Origin of the sequence: Luteimonas abyssi (assembly GCF_001482195.1) — a bacterium.
GTDB classification, from domain to species: domain Bacteria; phylum Pseudomonadota; class Gammaproteobacteria; order Xanthomonadales; family Xanthomonadaceae; genus Luteimonas; species Luteimonas abyssi.
Genome location: NZ_KQ759763.1, coordinates 1 through 16,575, shown reverse-complemented (window position 1 = coordinate 16,575; position 16,575 = coordinate 1). Strand labels below are relative to the sequence as shown.

10 protein-coding genes are annotated in these 16,575 nt (G+C 70.5%); 1 reads left to right on the top strand and 9 read right to left on the bottom strand.

Annotation, left to right across the window (positions count from 1 at the left end; translation table 11 throughout):
• Positions 1-2: 2 nt before the first annotated feature.
• Positions 3-602, top strand: coding sequence for a UbiX family flavin prenyltransferase (locus tag RG19_RS00065; RefSeq protein ID WP_058836306.1), 600 nt, complete (start codon positions 3-5; stop codon positions 600-602).
• A gap of 183 nt (positions 603-785) precedes the next feature.
• Here the strand turns inward: RG19_RS00065 and RG19_RS00060 are convergent, their stop codons facing one another.
• The 9 genes from RG19_RS00060 to ppc all read right to left on the bottom strand — a co-directional run bounded on the left by RG19_RS00060 (position 786) and on the right by ppc (position 15,988).
• Positions 786-2,522, bottom strand: coding sequence for a GMC family oxidoreductase (locus tag RG19_RS00060; RefSeq protein WP_058833482.1), 1,737 nt, complete (start codon positions 2,520-2,522; stop codon positions 786-788).
• A gap of 216 nt (positions 2,523-2,738) precedes the next feature.
• The gene (locus RG19_RS00055; protein ID WP_058833481.1) at positions 2,739-3,524 is read right to left on the bottom strand and encodes an enoyl-CoA hydratase/isomerase family protein; all 786 of its coding nucleotides are present in this window, start codon (positions 3,522-3,524) and stop codon (positions 2,739-2,741) included.
• 62 nt (positions 3,525-3,586) lie between these two features.
• Positions 3,587-5,110, bottom strand: coding sequence for an AMP-binding protein (locus RG19_RS00050; protein WP_058833480.1), 1,524 nt, complete (start codon positions 5,108-5,110; stop codon positions 3,587-3,589).
• Positions 5,103-5,615 carry a (2Fe-2S)-binding protein gene (locus RG19_RS00045; RefSeq protein WP_058833479.1) on the bottom strand — a complete coding sequence of 171 codons (513 nt, stop codon included), beginning with the start codon at positions 5,613-5,615 and terminating at the stop codon, positions 5,103-5,105. Before RG19_RS00045 ends, RG19_RS00050 begins: the two co-directional genes overlap by 8 nt.
• Complete coding sequence (locus RG19_RS00040) at positions 5,603-6,430, bottom strand: FAD binding domain-containing protein (protein ID WP_058833478.1); 828 nt, start codon at positions 6,428-6,430, stop codon at positions 5,603-5,605. Before RG19_RS00040 ends, RG19_RS00045 begins: the two co-directional genes overlap by 13 nt.
• Complete coding sequence (locus RG19_RS00035; RefSeq protein WP_058833477.1) at positions 6,427-9,426, bottom strand: xanthine dehydrogenase family protein molybdopterin-binding subunit; 3,000 nt, start codon at positions 9,424-9,426, stop codon at positions 6,427-6,429. Before RG19_RS00035 ends, RG19_RS00040 begins: the two co-directional genes overlap by 4 nt.
• Positions 9,423-10,865, bottom strand: a complete 1,443-nt coding sequence (locus RG19_RS00030) for a sodium:solute symporter family protein (RefSeq protein WP_202905293.1) — start codon at positions 10,863-10,865, stop codon at positions 9,423-9,425. The genes RG19_RS00035 and RG19_RS00030 overlap by 4 nt, the downstream gene beginning before the upstream one ends.
• 179 nt (positions 10,866-11,044) lie before the next feature.
• On the bottom strand, positions 11,045-12,766 hold the full coding sequence (locus RG19_RS00025; protein WP_058833476.1) for a thiamine pyrophosphate-requiring protein: 1,722 nt from the start codon (positions 12,764-12,766) through the stop codon (positions 11,045-11,047).
• Between the two features lie 468 nt (positions 12,767-13,234).
• Positions 13,235-15,988: a phosphoenolpyruvate carboxylase gene (gene ppc, locus RG19_RS00020; protein WP_082672374.1), complete on the bottom strand. Its 2,754-nt coding sequence runs from the start codon at positions 15,986-15,988 to the stop codon at positions 13,235-13,237.
• Positions 15,989-16,575: the final 587 nt, after the last annotated feature.

Sequence of the window (16,575 nt, the reverse complement as noted above, 5' to 3'; positions counted from 1 at the left end):
CGATGCGATCCGAGCCGAGCCACCCGCGCGACAACCCACCTTTGATCGTGGGAATGTCCGGCGCCAGCGGGGTGATCTACGGGGTGCGCATGCTGGAACTGCTGCGCGATCTCGGCATCCCCACGCACCTGGTGATGTCCAAGTCCGCCGAAATCACCATCGCCCACGAAACCGACCTGAAGATCGCCGAGGTCAAGGCGCTGGCCAGCGTGGTGCATCCGCCGCACGACATCGCGGCGGGGATTTCGTCGGGGTCGTTTCGCACACGCGGGATGGTGGTGGCGCCGTGCTCGATGCGCTCCATGGCGGAGATCGCGACCGGGGTGACGTCGAGCCTGCTCACGCGCGCGGCGGACGTGGTGCTCAAGGAGCGTCGGCGGCTGGTGCTGATGGTGCGCGAGACACCACTGCACACCGGCCACCTGCGCAGCATGACGCAACTGTCGGAAATGGGCGCGATCATCGCGCCACCGGTGCCGGCGTTCTACGCGCGCCCGGACTCGATCGAGGCGATGGTGGAACACACGGTCGGCCGGGTGCTGGACCTGTTCGACATCGACGCGGGCACGGTGAAGCGCTGGCGGGAACCGGCGGCGGGTTAGTGCTTCGGCGTTGTTGAAGGCGAGCGCTTGTTTCCCACGAGACCAGCAGTTAGAGCGGAAGCGGAAAGTATGCTGGCTCCGGAAGGAGCGTCGCCGCAACCGGGCCATGGCGCCGCTTCTGTCCGAAGAAAACACAGCATCCGCTGCTCTTGATCTTGCTTCTGCTTTCGAGAGGAGGCCGGATCAACCGTGATCCCGCAACAACCCGTCCGCGATCTTCTCCGCGATCATGATCACCGGGATGTTGGTGTTGGCCGTGGGCAGCCGCGGCATCACCGAGGCGTCGGCGACGTAGAGGTTCTCCACCCCGATCACCCGCCCGGTCGGGTCCACCACCGCGTGCGGATCGCGCGGGTCGCCCATGCGGCACGTTCCGCTGGCGTGCCACACCCCGAACACGTTCGCGCGCACGAATGCCTCCAGCTGCGCATCGTCGGCCAGCACCGACGCCAGCGAACGCCCACCGTTCATCACCTGCCGCAACACCCGGTGCCGCAACCCGGCCGGCACGTCGAGCATCGCGCCCAGCACCGCCGTCAACGCCGCATTGCGCCGTGACACCGCGCTCAACCGGCGGATCGCCGGCGTGAAGCCTGCCGGGAACAGGTCGTCGGGATCGGGATTGAGTGCCTCGCACACCACCAGCCGCGCCAGCCGACGCGCGCCGTCCATCATCCGCGCCAGATCGACCGGATCGTTGAGCAAGCCCAGGTCCACATCCGGCAGATCGTCCGGCGATGGCGACCGCAACCGCAGCCGGCCGGACGAATGCGGCCGGTTGCACCACAGGAAGTACAGCCCCAACCGCCGCCCCAGCGCGTGCCAGCCCGCACGCGCCGACGCCGTGGCGTACATGTCCGACGTCGAGCCGCCGGCGACCCCCGAGCTGTAGCGCATCGCCACGAAACTCGCGCGCCGGTAGTCCGCCGGTAGCCGGAGCGAACGCGGCAGGTACTGGCACAACGTCAGCGCCGGATGGTCGTGGAGATTGCGGCCGACCCCGCCGCGGTCGGCGACCACCTCGATGCCCAGCGCCGCCAGCGCCGCACCCGGGCCGATGCCGGCGCGCATCAGCAGCGCCGGCGTCTGCAGCGCACCGGCCGTCAGCAGCGTGCGCCGCGCGCGGATCGTCTGCTGCGCGCCGTCGTGCGCCACGACCACACCGGTGATCGCGGCCCCGGCCCGGCACAGGCCGATCACGCGAGCGCCGGCACGGATCTCGAGATTGCGACGCGCACGCACGTGCGCATCGAGATAACCGGTGGCGGTGGACACCCGGCGGTCGTCGCGGTTGGAGAACGCCGGCGGAAACAGACCGTCCTCGAAGTCGCCGTTCTGGTCGGGCCGCAGCGTCAGCCCTTCGGCGGCGAACGCCGTGGCGACCGCGCGTCCGAACGGGGGCATCGCCTCGGTGCCGATGCGGCGGATCGGGATCGGACCGTCGCGTCCGTGCAGCGGGCCGTCGCAATCCAGGTCGCACTCGAGCCGACGGAAGTACGGCAGCACGTCCGCCCAGCCCCAGCCGTGCGCGCCGAGCACCGCCCACTCGTCGTAGTCGCGCGGCAGGCCGCGATTGGCCGCCTGCACATTGATGCTGGAGCCACCGCCCATCACCCGGGCCTGTTCGTAGGCGCGCGACAGCACGCGCCCGCCGGCGGTACGGGTGGTCGCCGCCGACAGCCCCGGCCAGACGTAACGGTCGCCATGGAACAGCGCCATCGGATAGCTGTCGAGCAGCGCCTCGGGCACCGCCCCCGGCGGCGTGTCGATACCCGCTTCCAACAGCAGTACGCGTCGTGCCGGATCGGCCGACAGCCGGGCGGCCAGTACGCAACCGGCCGAGCCACCGCCGACGATCACATCGTCGAACACGCCGTCGTCGAACGCGACCCCGCCGATACCGCGGACGCCGATGCTCATTCCACCGCCCTCCACGTCCTGCGCAGCGCCGTCGACAGCCCGCCTCGCATCGGGAGCCTGTGCCCAGGCCGCACTCGACTGGGTCGGCCGGGCTTCGGCCGGGCCCGCGCCGGCACGCCGGCGCCGGCTGAGGCCGGGGACGCACGTCCGCCTCTCCGCCGCGCCGAGCCGTGCGCGGCGCAGGGTGGCCGATCCGAACCGGGCGCGTTCACCGGCTCAGCGGCCGGTGAAGGTCGGCTTGCGCTTGGCGTGGAAGGCCTCCACGCCCTCACGGAAATCCTCGGAGCTGCGCAGGCGGCTGTAGCAATGGCCCTCGAGCTCGATGGCGATCGACAGGCTGGCGTCCTCGGTGTCGTTGAGCAGCTTCTTGGCGGTGCGCTGGGCCAGCGGCGAGAACGCCACCAGTTCCTTCACCAGCGCCGCGGTGGCGGCCTCGAGCTCGGTGTCGGCCACCAGCTCGGTGGCGATGCCCCAGTCGTAGGCCTGCTGCGCCTTGATCCGCTTGGAGCGCATCACGATGTCCTTGGTGCGGGTGATGCCGACGATCTTCTGCAGCCGCGCCGAGCCGCCGGAACCGGGGATCTGGCCGAGCTTCTGCTCCGGCAGCGCGTACTCGCAGGTCTCGGAGACGATGCGGAAATCGCAGGCCAGCGAGATCTCGAAACCGACGCCGAAGGTGTAGCCGCGGTTGGCGGCGATCACCGGCTTCTTCGCGCGCGCCGGCGCGGCGACGTTCCAGGCCAGATGCGAAACGTGCTCGGGCGAGGCCTCCATGAAGCCCTTGATGAAGCCGCCGGAGGAGAAATGCTCACCGTCGGCGCGGATCACGATCACGCGCACGCGGTCGTCGTCGTCCAGGCGCTCGAACGCCAGCCGCAGCGCGTCGCGCTGGTCCATGCTGATGGTGTTGAACGGCGCACGCGCGAGCACGATGTCGCCGCGCTGCGTCTCGGGATCGATCTCGACGCGGAAGCCGTCGAACTGTTCGGTGTTCTGGGACATGGGGAAACTGCCTTGTGTGAGAGATGCTTGGACCGTGGAACGTGAAGGGGTGCGGCGCCCGGTCAGGACACCGCGGTGTACTCGCCGGCGGTCAGCTTGCGCCGCAGCAACTTGCCGACCGGTGATTTCGGGATTTCCTCGACGAAGACGAACCGGCGCGGACGCTTGAAGTTGGCGAGCTTCGAGTCCCGGCACCAGGCGTCGAGCTCGTCCTCGGTGACCGGCCCGCTGCGGCGCACGAACGCGGTGACCACGCGGCCCCAGCGCTCGTCGGGCAAGCCGACCACGGCGACCTCGTCGACCTGGGGATGCAGCGACAGGTGGCTCTCGATCTCCACCGGCGAGACGTTCTCGCCGCCGGAGATGATCATGTCGTCGACGCGACCGGTGACGAACAGGTCGCCGTCGTCGTCGACATAGCCGGTGTCGCCGGTGAAGTACCAGCCGCCGCGCAGCGATTTGGCGTCGGCATCCGGACGCCGCCAATAGCCCTCGAAGGACTCGTCGCCCGCCAGCAGGGCGACGATCTGGCCCTCCTCGTTCGCCGCGGCGCGCGTGTGGCCGTCGGTCGCATCGAGCGGCACCACCCGTACCATCTGGTTGAGCCCGGAACGCCCGGCGCTGCCCGGCTTCGACGGCGCGTCGTCCTCGATGGTGAAGGTGTAGATCTCCGACGAGCCGTAGTGGTTGACGAACAGGTCCGGCGCGAACGCCGCCTGCAGTTTCTGCAGCAGACCGTCGGTCATCGACGCGCCGGCGAAGCCCAGCGTGCGCACCGACGACACGTCGGTGGCGGCGAAGTCCGGGTGGTGCAGCAGGTCGTGATAGAGCGTCGGCACGAGATAGAGGTTGTCGATGCGCTCGGCGGCGATCAACCGCAACGCCTCGGCGGCGTCGAATTTCGGCAGGCACACGAAGGTGCCGTTGAGCAGCGTGCAGGCCAGCAGCGAACGTACGCCCATCGTGTGGTACAGCGGCATGACCCCCAGGGTGCGCGCGCCGTTGCCGTAGCGGTTCTGGGCGATGTGGGCGACGGCCGCGGCGCGCTCGGCATGCTGGCGGCGCGGCACGCCCTTGGGCTTGGACGTGGTGCCCGAGGTGTAGAGCATCAGCGACCAGGCGTCGGCGGCCGCGCGCGGCTGCGCCGGCGCGGCGTCCAGCGCGAGCCAGTCGGCGAAGCGCTGCGCACCGGCGCGGTCGGTGTCGAGCGTGACGTGCAGCACCGCCTCGTCCAGACCCGCGGCCGCGATCGCCTTGGCCGGCGCGTCCTCGTACACGATCACCGTGGCCTCTGCATCGTGCACGCAGAAGGCGACGTCCTCCGCGGTGGCGCGCCAGTTCAAGGGCACCAGGATCACGCCAGCGAACTGACAGGCCCAGTGCAGCGTCGCCGCCTCCCAGCGGTTGCGCAGCACGCCGACCACATGATCGCCGCGCTGCACGCCGGCCGCGTCCAGGCCGGCGACCACCGACGAGATCGCGTGGTACCACGCCGCGTAGGTCAGGCGGGTGTCGCCGTCCACGATCGCCAGGGCGTCGGGATCGCGCTCGACGGCGGCGAGGAAACTGGTTCCCAGATCAAGCATGCGCGCGTTCCTCCTTCAGCCGGCGCTGCGCGTGCACGGCGGCCTTGATGATGGTGATGTAACCGGTACAGCGGCAGAGATGGCCGGACAGCATGTCTTTCAACGCGTCCTCGTCGGCGTCGGGCTGTTCGCGCAGGAAGCTGTCGAGCGACATCAGGATCCCGGGCGTGCAGAACCCGCACTGCAGACCGTGGTGCTCGCGGAAGCTTTCCTGGAGCACGGACAGCGTGCGACCGCCGTCGGGCGACAGGCCTTCGACGGTGCGCACCTCGGCGCCGTCGGTCTGCACCGCCAGCGCCAGGCAGGCGCGTGCGGGGGCCCCGTCGATGACCACGGTGCAGGCGCCGCACACACCGTGCTCGCAGCCGACGTGGGTGCCGGTCGCGGCGAGTTCGTGACGCAGGAAGTCCGACAGCAACATGCGCGGCTCGGCCTCGCCGCGGACCTCGCGTCCGTTGAGGGTCAGGGTCACCGCATGGCGGCGACCGGCGCTCAGCTTCTGCATCGCAAGGCCTCCTCGATGGTCTGGCGCCCGAGCCGGCGAACCAGCTCGCGGCGGTAGCGCGCGGTGGCGTGCAGGTCGTCGCGGGCGTCCAGGTCCCAGGCGTACTGGTTGAGCGCATCGTCGAAGTCCGATGCGCCGGGAAGCGGCAATGCGCGCACCGTGGGGATATCGGCCACGCCACCGATGCCCAGGCGCACGCCTTCGGCGGACGCGACGGCGGCGCAGGCGACGATGGCGAAATCGCCGTGGCGGCGGCCGACTTCGTTGAACGCGTATCCGGTACCGGGTTGCGCGACCGGGAACGTGACCGACTCGATCAGCTCGGTGTCGCCGCGGGCGGTCGCCATCATGCCGACGAAGAACTCCGAGGCGGGAATCGAACGCGCCTTCTTGCGGTGACGCAGTTGCAACGTGCCGCCCAGGGTGAGCAGGCACAGCGGCTGCTCGGCGCTGGGGTCGGCATGGGCGATCGAACCGACCACGGTGCCGCGGTTGCGGGTCTGCGCATGTCCCACCCACGGCAACGCACGCGCCAGCAGCGGCAGCCGCGGATCGCGCGCGGTCCAGCTCAACAGCTTCGCCTGCCGCACGCCGGCGCCGACCCGGATGCCGTCGTCCGTGTGCTCGATCCGCGACAACGCGTCCACGTGCATCACGTCCACCAGCACCGCCGGCTTGGCCAGGCGCATGTTGAGCATCGGCACCAGCGACTGGCCGCCGGCCAGGATGCGCGCCTGATCACCGGCCTCGTGCAGGTGTGCGAGCACCTCGTCCGGATGGGTCGCGCGCACGTAATCGAACGGTGCCGGCTTCATGCGCCCACTCCGAACCGGCGCAGCAGGCGCCGGAACCAGGTGCCGATGCCGCCACCGCCGCCGGCCTTGGCGGCGAGGCCGTCGAACAATTGGCCGATCACCACCTTCGCCGCGCCGTCGAGCAGACGGCCGCCGATCGAGGCGACCTTGCCGCCGATGGCGACCTGGTAGCGATAGTGGATCTCGGTGTGGCCCGGGGTCGGCTCGACCAGGGTCACCGCGCCCTCGCCGTTGCCGAAGCCCAGCGCGCCGGTGGTGGTGCCCTTGAGGGTCAGCGATTCGGGTTCGTGCAGATCGTGCAGGCCGACCTTCGCCTTGTAGCGGCCCTTGACCGGGCCGATGCCGAGGGTGACATCGGCGGTGAACTCGGTCGGCGAGGGCTTCTCGATGCCGTGCGCACCCGGGATCACCGAGGCCAGCGTGTCCGGATCGAGCAGCATGTCCCAGACCTGCTGGCGCGACGCAGCCACCTTCGCCACGCCCTCGCCGGTCAGCAGGCGTTCGCCGGGCTTCGCCGCCGGCGCCTTCTTCGCCGGCGCCTTCAATGGCGCAGGCTCGTCGCCGTGCAGATACGGCGCGAGCCTGGCCGGCACCAGCGGCAGCGCGATGTCGGCTACGCCCAACGCGTCGGCCACGGCGTTGGCCAGGCAGACCGGTGTGGACATGCAGTTGCCCTCGCCCACGCCCTTGGCGCCGAGCGGGGTGAACGGCGACGGCGTCTCGTGGTGCAGGATCAGCGGCGGCGTCACCTCCATCGCAGTCGGCACCAGGTAATCGGCGAACGTGCCCGACAGGAAACTGCCATCGGCGCCGTAGCTGTGTTCCTCGTACAAGGCCGCGCCCACCGCATGCGCGTAACCGCCGTTGACCTGACCTTCGACCATGCCCGGATGCAGGATCCGGCCGCAGTCGTGCATGGTCACGTACTTGTCGATGCGCACCTCGGCGGTGACCGGATCGATCTCCACGCCGCAGAAGTCGAAGATGAAACCGTGACACAGCGAGCTGTTGACCTCGTCGGCCGCGGTCGGCGCGGTCAGCTGCGGCGGGGTCCAGAAGGCGGTCTCGCGAATCGCATGGTCCACATCGTCCGGCAGCGTGCCCGGCGCCCAGTGACTGCTGGAGGCGACGCGCGCGAACGGCAGCGGCTTCGCATCGCCGCCACGTACGCACAGGGTGCCCTCGGTGAACTCGACCTCGGCCGCGTCGCACTTCAACTGCACCGCGGCGATCTTCGCCAGTTTCTCCCGTAGCCGGGTCGCGGCGATGTGCGCGGCACCGGCCACGGCCGCGGCGAAGCGGCTGGAGTAATTGCCCGAAGCGATCGACCAGGCGTCGCGCGCGGTGTCCATCTCGGCGACCACGCGGATGTCGGCCGGCGTCAACCCGAACGCGTCCGCCACGACCTGGGCGATCACCGTGCGGTGACCCTGACCCTGCGGCACCGAGGCGATGTGCACGCTCACCGACCCCACCGCATCGATCTGGATGGTGGCGGTGGATTGCGCGCCGTTCTTCGGCCCGGCCTTGGCGCGCTGCTCGGGGGTGAGCACCGCGGTGATGTAACCCATGTTGGAGACGCTGGGCTCGACCGCGGCGGTGAAGCCGATGCCGTAGTGGCGACCCTCAGCGCGCGCGGCGTCGCGACGGGCGATCAGGTCCGCCAGGCCGCCCTCCTCGACCGCGCGCGTCACCGCGGTGGCGTAATCGCCCGAATCGAGCAGCGCACCGGTGGCGGTGCGATAGGGGAAGGCGTCGGCCGGCACCAGGTTGCGGCGGATAACCTCGAGCGGATCGAGACCGAGCTCGATCGCGATGCGCTGCATCAACCGCTCCAGGGCGAAGTACACCTGCGGCCCGCCGAAGCCGCGGTTGAGGCCGGTCGGCATCTTGTTGGTGAGCACGACGCGATTGCGGATCGACACGTGCTCGATCGCGTAGGCGCCGGTCATGTTGCCGTGCATGCGGTACAGCGTGGCCGGCTCCGGCGCGCGCAGATGCGCGCCGCAATCCTCCAGTTGGTCCCAGGCCAGCGCGCGCACGCGGCCGTCGGCATCGACCGCGGCCTCCAGCCGGGTATCGCGGTTGGTCGCGCACACCGACGCCGACAGATGCTCCAGCCGGTCCTCCAACCACTTCACCGGCGCACCTGCCACGCGTGCGGCGGCCGCGATCAGCACGATGTAGGGGAAGATGCCCTGCTTGACGCCGTAGCTGCCGCCGGACTCCGGCGGCGTACGCAGGCGCAGGCGGTTGCCCGGCACCTTCAGCGCGCGCGAGATCACCGCGTGGATGCTGAAGGGCCCCTGGAAGTTGGCGAGTACGTCGTAGCCGTCGAGGCCGGGATCGTATTCCGCCAGTACGCCGTAGCATTCGATCGGCGTGCAACTGTTGCGCGGGTAGCGCACATCCACCGCCACCCGGTGTGCGGCCTCGGCGAACGCCGTCTCGGGATCGCCGTAGCGGAAGCTGCGCTCGCTGGCGAGGTTGCCACCGAGGCCGTCGTGCAGCACCGGCGCGCCGGCGGCGACCGCGGCCTGCGGATCGACCACGGCGTCGAGCGCCTCGTACTCGATCTCGATCAGGTCCAGCGCGTCCTCGGCCAGATAGCGGTCGCGCGCGACCACGACCGCCACCGGCTCGCCGACGTAACGCACCCGGTCGGTGGCGATCGGCCAGCATTGGATCGGCGCCTTCACCCCGACCACAAGGCTGGTGGTCAGCGCCTGGATGTCGTCGCCGGTCAGCACCGCCGCCACCCCCGGCAGCGCGCGCGCCTTCGCCGCGTCGATGCGCACGATGCGCGCATGGCCGTGCGGCGAGCGGGCGATCGCCGCGTGCAGGGTGCCGGGCGGCGTGCCGATGTCGTCGAAGTAGCGGCCGCGCCCGGTCAGCAGCGCGGCGTCCTCCACACGCGGCAGCGCGCGGCCGGTCCAGGCGGCGCCGCGCGGGAGCGCGGCGCCGTCGGATACAGCAGTCGCGTGGGCGTGGCTCATCGTGCTCCCGGTCCACTCACGCCGCCACCGCTTCCGGCAGCCGGTACGGCGTCGGCCTGCGCGCCGCGGAACAGGTGGCTGATGGTCATCACCACCAGCGGCACGCACAGCGCCACGTAGGCGTTGTCGATACCCCAGGGATTGCCCGCCAGGAACCAGCCGATGGTGCCCACCAGGGCCAGACCGATGCTGACGATGGCGCCGGTGCGGGTGCCGAAGCGCGGCGAATAGAACGCCATGAACACCAGCACCGCCAGTGCCGCGCGCAGCGCCTTGGCCAGGAAGGTCACCTTGACCACGTCGGCTGCGACCAGCGCCAGCAGCAGCGGGATCAGGCCGACCATCACCGTCATCACCCGCACGAACCGCAACGACTTCGGGTCGGCCGCGGTGCGGCCGGTCATCGGCATGTAGAAGTCCTTGAGCATCAGCGTGGCGCTGCCGATGTTCAGGGCCGAGATGGTGCCGAAGGCGGCGGCGGCGAGGCCGGCCACGACCAGCGACGCCAGGAACGTGTTCATGTCGCCGATCAGGGTGGGGAATGCCTGCAGCGATTCGATGCCGGGGTACAGCACGCTGGCGATCACGCCGATCATCGCCGCGGCGAAGCCCAGGGGAATCAGCATCACCGACGACCAGATCGTCGCCACCCGCGCCTTGTTGCCGTCCTCGACGGTGGCGATGGCCTGGATCACGTACTGGGTGGCGAACGTCGCGCCCGCACCGGCCACCAGCCACGCGATGATCTGCGACCAGCCCACGTTCGTCAGCGACCAGAACTCGGGCGGCACCGCCGCGTTGAGTCCGGACAGGCCGCCGACCTGGACCAGGCCGAACGACATCGCCAGGAAGATGCCACCGATGATCACCACCCCGTGGATCACGTTGGTGTAGATCACCGAACGCATGCCGCCGATGCCCACGTACAGCGAGGCCAGTACGCCGACCACGACGATCGCCAGCTGGCGGTCGATCTCCAGCAGCGGCGCCAGCACCGCGCTTGCGCTGGCCAAGGTGGACACGGCCACGATCTGCAGCGCGAAGATCATGATCACCGAGGTGGCGACCTTCACCCGCGGACCGTACACGCTCGACAGCACACCGGAGATGGTGTTCTCGCCGAGCTCCTTGTACTTGCGCGCCAGCAGGAACGAGAACACCAGGAAGCCGATGCCGAGCACCGCCACGTTCCAGCCGGCCGAGATGCCGAACTGGTAGCCATACTGCGCGGTGCCCACGCTGGCGGTGGTGCCGATGAACTCGGACATCAGCAGCAGGCCGATCAGGAACGCGGGGATCGCCTTGCCGCCGTGGCCGGTGCCGGAGGTGTAGGACGAGGCGCTGCGCGAGTAGCGCAGCGCGTACACGCTGATCAGGCTCAGCGCGACCATATAGGCCACGGTCGCGGCCAGGACGATGAGATTGTTCGGCTCAGACACGGCGGCCGTCTCCCGAATCGGGCAGTGCGTGCAGCATGGATGACGCGGGCTTGCATCGGTTCATCGTTCGACCCCTCCCGAGGGCACTGGCGGACTCTTCGGCCCGTTGCGTGGAGATTGATGGCGGCCGTCGGAGCGACGGCTAAACCGGATGGGCGGCGTGCCGGTGGCCGGCGCGCTCAGTAGTCGCAGACCACGTTCACCAGCGCCTGACGCCCGCCGCGGACGGCAGCGACCGCATGCGCCAACGCCTCCGGCAGCGCATCCGCGGCCTCGACCCGGATGCCGAGCCCGCCACTGGCTTCGACCGCGTGCTCGAACCGCGGCGACGGCGACAGCTCGGCCAGCATCCGGTGCGCATCCCGCGCGGCGTGTCCGTCGCGGTACATCGCACGTGTGGAATTGCGTACCGCGCCGTAGAGCGCGTTGTTGAAGATCACCGTCAGCACCGGCAGGCGGTGTGCCTCGCCCACCCAGTGGCAGGCGGTGGGGTTGGCGAACATGTAGGCGCCGTCGCCGAGCGTGGCGACCACGAGCCGGTCCGGCGCGGCGAGCTTGGCGCCGAGTGCCGCACCCAACCCCCAGCCGAGGCCGCCGGCGGGGCTCAGGCCGAAGTAGGTGCCCGGCTGCGTCTGCGGACATTGCGGCTGCCGCAACGGGTACTCGTTGACGATGATGGCGTCGTCGCCGACGGCCGCATGGAGGCAGGCGCTGATCCATTCCGGGGTGATCGCACCGTCCGGACGGCGCGCGGCAGCGGCCCATTCCTCGCGCAGGCGCTGGCCGCGAGCGGCCGCGGCGCCGCGCCGGTACTCCAGGCGATCAGCTTCGATACCACCCGCCGCGCGGATCCGCGCGTCCAGCGCATCGAGCAGGGTGTCCACCGTGCCGGTCAGGGCGACATCGGTCCGGAAGCTGCGCATCGGGTAACGCGCGTACACCGGATCCTCGCCCAGATGCGCCACCCGGCAGTCGGCCGGCGGCGCCTGCACCGCCGGCACCCAGGGCACGTCGCACTCCAGCGAGACGATGAGGTCCGCCTCGGCGATCAACGGTGCAGGATCGTAGCCGGCGAACATCGGGTGGTCCGCGGAGATGTTCTGGAACCGCGGATGGAACACCGCCACCGGGATCGCATGCGTCTGCGCGAAGTGCGACAGCGCGTCGAAGCCTTCGGCGGTGCGACCCGCGCTGGCCGTGACGATCAGCGGCCGCCGCGCGTTGCGCAGCCAGCCGGCGAGGCGATCAAGATCGCCCGGATCCGGGCGTGGCGCAGCCGGTGGCTGCAGGGGCCCCGGCACGGCGATCCGCTCGCCCGCGGACTCGGCCAGGACGTCGCGCGGCAGGGTCACGTAGGTCGGGCCGCGTGGCGAGGTCATGGCCACCTGCATCGCTCGGCGCACGATGTCGCCGGCCTGCTCGGGCAGGTGCAGCTCGTAATCCCATTTCACCGCCTCGCGCAGCATCCCGGCCTGGTCGAACATCTCCTGCGCCCAGTGGATGTAGCGGGTCCGGGTCCCGGCGCGGCCGCGTTCGCTGTACGGCGAGCGGCCGGCGAACAGCAGCACCGGCGTCTGGTCGCGGCTGGCATCGAGCACCGCGTTGACGGTGTTCGCCGTGCCGACGTTGACATGCACCATCACCGCCTGCGGCTGCCCGTCGATCATGTAGCTGCCGTGCGCCATCGCCACCGCGACGTTCTCGTGCGGGATCACCATCGGAAGCGGTGTCGCCACGCCTTCGACGCCGGCGCGGGCGAAGGCCTCGGCGATCGGCGGAAAGTCCGTGCCGCCGTTGGCGAAGAAGTAGCGCACGCCCGCCTCGGCCAGGCTACGCACGAACAGGTCCGCGGCACTGTCGATGGACGGCAACGCCGCCGGAGCAGCATCGATGGCGTTCATGGCACCCCTCCCGGTGTCGAAGCCCGTGGCGTCGCGCGGCCTGCCTTCTGCGTGGACCGTGTCGCGCGATGTCCGAAGTCGAGCCGACTCTAACGAGAGGATTTCGATCAGAACAAGTAATGAATAATTATTCTTTGGATCATCCTTCGTGATCTCCGGATGCTGCGCTGCGGCATCCGCCGAGCTCGGGTGGAGTGCCTCGCGCACCCGACGCACGCCGACGCCCATGGCGTTCCGTGCCAGGGCCGGATCGCTTCCATCCCGATGGCGACCGGAACACGACGGCGACGCGCACGCGGCCGCTCGCTGCGGGCGGCCTCCCTTCGCCCAGCGTCCTCGGCCCGAGGTGCCCGCACGCCCACGGCGGACGCGGCGTGCGCATCGCGCGCGGACCAACGTGCCCGGTCGAACGCCCCCGGCCGATGCGGAACTTGTCGGCGCCGTCGCCGCAACCGGGACGGCCGCCTCTCAGCCGGTGTTCTGGATGCCTGCGCTGATCCCGTTGACGGTGGCGATCAACGCACGCAGATGCTCGCCGTCCGGGCTGTCTTCGGCGCGCCAGCGCCGCAGCAGTTCCACCTGCAGCAGGCTGATCGGATCGACGTAGGGATTGCGCAGCCGGATCGACAGGCGCAGACGGTAATCGTCGGCCAGGATCCGCTCGCGGTCCTTGATCGCGAGGATCGCATCGCGGGTGCGCGCGAACTCGCCGGCGATGTCGTCGAAGAACGGCGCGTGCAGATCGCCGGCCAGGCGCGAATAGCGCTCGAAGATGTCGAGATCGGATTTGGCAAGCAGCATTTCGAGATCGTCGAGGGTCGCGGCGAAGAACGGCCAGTCGCGCGCCATCGCCTGCAACGCATCCAGGCCCCAGGCCTCGACCCCGCGCGCCAGCGCGGTGCCGACGCCGTACCAGCCGGTGAGACCCGAGCGGTTCTGCGACCACGCGAACACCCAGGGAATCGCCCGCAGGTTGCCGACCCCGCCCTCGCGACGACGCGACGGGCGCGAACCGATCTGCAGCCTCTCGATCACGTCGATCGGTGTGGCCTGGCGAAAGTAGGCCACGAAGTCCGGATGCTCGTGGACCAGCCCGCGATAGCGGCTGCGGGACCACTGCGCCAGTTCGCCCATGCGCGCGCGCCAGTCGTCTTCGCGCGCATCCGCCTCTCGCGGGCGCAGGGTCGCGCGCAACACCGCGCCGGTGGTCTGTTCGAGATTGCGCAGCGCGAGCGCACGGATGCCGTACTTGCGGTGGATCACCTCGCCCTGTTCGGTGACCCGCAAACTGCCGTCGATCGAGCCGCGCGGCGCGGCGATGATCGCGCGCTCGGTCTTGCCGCCGCCACGACTGACCGAACCACCGCGGCCGTGGAAGAACACGATGCGCACGCCGGCCTCCTTCGCCAGCGCGGTCAGTTCCACCTGGGTGCGCTGCAGGGCCCAGCGCGACGCGAGCACGCCGCCGTCCTTGGTGCTGTCGGAGTACCCCAGCATCACCGTCTGGCGGTCGCCGCGCGCGGCCAGGTGCGCACGGTAGACCGGATCGTCGAACAGCGAGCGCATCACGCCGGGGGCCGCCTGCAGATCGTCCACGGTCTCGAACAGGGGGGCGACATCCAGCGGCACCGCATCGTCTTCCACGCAGCCCGCCAGCCGCGCGAGCGCGAGGACCGCCAGCGCATCGGCGGCGGTGCGGCTCATGCTCACGATGTAGGGTCCGAAGGCGTGTTCGCCGTAACGCGCGCGCGCTTCGCGCACCTCGGCGAAGACGGCGAGGGTGCGCTGGGTGGTGTCGTCCGGCGCGGTGTCGGGCGGCGCGCCGTCGAGCCAGCGATGCAGATCCGCCAGCCGTGCGTCGAGCGGCCGTTCGGCCCAGGCGTCGTCGTCGAGCAGTTGCCCGAGGGCGGCGTCGTGCACCGCCGAATCCTGGCGCAGATCGAGTTTGGCGAGATGGAAACCGAAGGTGCGCACGCGTATCCGTACCCGGTCGAGCGCATGCAGGCCTGCGTGATCGCCGCGGTGGGCGCGCAGGCTGGCGGCGATCAGGTCGAGGTCGGCCAGCAGCGCGCCGGCGTCGGCGTAACCGCCGGCGTCCGCATCCGCGGTCGCCTGCAGGCGTGCGCGCATCATGTCGAGCAACTGCCGATAGACCATGTCGGCCTGGCGGGGCTTCAGGCGCGCGGCCGCCTCGGGCAGCAGCGCGCGGTACGCCTCCAGCCGCTCGCCGACCGCGGGATCGATGCCGGCCCGGTCCGCGGTCTGGGTGAGCACCGTCATCAGCTTGCCCAGATCCTGGCGATAGTGCGTCACCACCTGCGCACGCTGCGCGGCGAGCGTGGCACGGATGGTCTCCGCGCCGACATTCGGATTGCCGTCCATGTCGCCGCCGACCCAGGTGCCGAACTGCAGCAGCACCGGCAACGCATCGAGTCCTTCTGCGGACTCGCCGTAGACCGCCGACAGCGCTTCGGCGAACACCCGGTAATACGTCGGCAGGACGCGGTAGAGCACGTCGCCGAGATAGAAGCCGACATGCTCCATCTCGTCGATCACCGTCGGGCGCGTGGGCGGTGCCTCCGAGGTCTGCCAGGCGGCGGTCAGCGCCTGCCGGATGCGCGCCACGTCGACGGCGCGTTCGTCCGGCGTGCGGCCGCGGTCGATATCGGCGACCAGCCTGGCGACGATGTCGCGCTCCTTTTCCAGCAGCGCACGCCGCATCGCTTCGGTCGGATGCGCGGTGAACACCGGCTCGATGCGCAACCGCGGCAACAACGCCGCGACGTCGTCGAACCCCACGCCGTCGCGCTGCAGTCCGGCCAGCACCGCCTGCAGCCCGCCCGGCTGCGGCGCGCCCTCCTCGCGCTGGTAATCGCGACGGCGCCGGATGCGGTGGACGCGCTCGGCCAGGTTGATCGCACCGAAGTACGCGGCGAACGCACGCACCAGCGCTTCGGCGTCCTCGAGCGGAATCCGTGCGAGTTGCTCCGCCAGCTCATCCACCGGCAAGCCCGACTCGCGCCGCGCGATCGCCGCACGACGCACCGCTTCGACTTCGTCGAGCAGCGCGGGGGAGCCCTGGTCGGCCAGCATCTCGCCGACCAGCGTGCCGAGCCGGCGCACCTCGTCGCGCAGCAGGGTATCGGTGTCGGCGAAGTGCGGGTCGCGCAGGGGCGCATCGGCGGGCGTGCCCGCACCTGGATCGGTCTTGGGAGAGGTCATGCGCCAAGGCTACACAATCCTCGTGATCGGTCATGCCACGCGACGCCGGGGTCGCACCGGCACGTGTCGGACCGGGACGTCCGCGTCTTCGATTCAACGCCGTCCGGTACGACGTGGTCCGATCGTCGAGCACTCGCGTCGCCCGTGCCTTGCGTGCATCGCGGCGAGGGCTGCGGTCGGCATGTCGCGACGGCCGGGTTCGGAGCGGCGCGACCCATGTCCCGCAGGGGCCGGACCGCCCGGCAGGCGGCCGACACCGCCGGCGGCCCACCCGGCCGGGACGCTTCAGGCCATGCAGCCCGATCGCGTGGGCGCCGCCGCATTCAGCGCCGCGACCGATGCGACCCCTGAAGCCGCGGGCTGGCGCCGTGACGGGGCGGGAAGCGTCCCACCACGACGTTCCATGGCGTGTCCCGCGCGTGATGGCCAGCTGCAAACGGGCGCCTGGCGTTTTGAGCCGACGATGGCCTGTGCTATAGGAAAAGGCTGCGCGGCCCGGGGTCGCGCACCCTCGTACGCAAAGGATTGCCGAGATGATCGTTTCCGATCCCTCCACCGGCCTCGCCGCCGCCCTGGCTTCGCTCGCC

Excerpts from the sequence above, each read along its gene's own strand:
- RG19_RS00065 (WP_058836306.1), top strand. The coding sequence starts at position 3 with ATGCGATCCGAGCCGAGCCACCCGCGCGACAACCCACCTTTGATCGTG.
- RG19_RS00060 (WP_058833482.1), bottom strand. The coding sequence starts at position 2,522 with ATGAGCATCGGCGTCCGCGGTATCGGCGGGGTCGCGTTCGACGACGGC.
- RG19_RS00055 (WP_058833481.1), bottom strand. The coding sequence starts at position 3,524 with ATGTCCCAGAACACCGAACAGTTCGACGGCTTCCGCGTCGAGATCGAT.
- RG19_RS00050 (WP_058833480.1), bottom strand. The coding sequence starts at position 5,110 with ATGCTTGATCTGGGAACCAGTTTCCTCGCCGCCGTCGAGCGCGATCCC.
- RG19_RS00045 (WP_058833479.1), bottom strand. The coding sequence starts at position 5,615 with ATGCAGAAGCTGAGCGCCGGTCGCCGCCATGCGGTGACCCTGACCCTC.
- RG19_RS00040 (WP_058833478.1), bottom strand. The coding sequence starts at position 6,430 with ATGAAGCCGGCACCGTTCGATTACGTGCGCGCGACCCATCCGGACGAG.
- RG19_RS00035 (WP_058833477.1), bottom strand. The coding sequence starts at position 9,426 with ATGAGCCACGCCCACGCGACTGCTGTATCCGACGGCGCCGCGCTCCCG.
- RG19_RS00025 (WP_058833476.1), bottom strand. The coding sequence starts at position 12,766 with ATGAACGCCATCGATGCTGCTCCGGCGGCGTTGCCGTCCATCGACAGT.
- ppc (WP_082672374.1), bottom strand. The coding sequence starts at position 15,988 with ATGACCTCTCCCAAGACCGATCCAGGTGCGGGCACGCCCGCCGATGCG.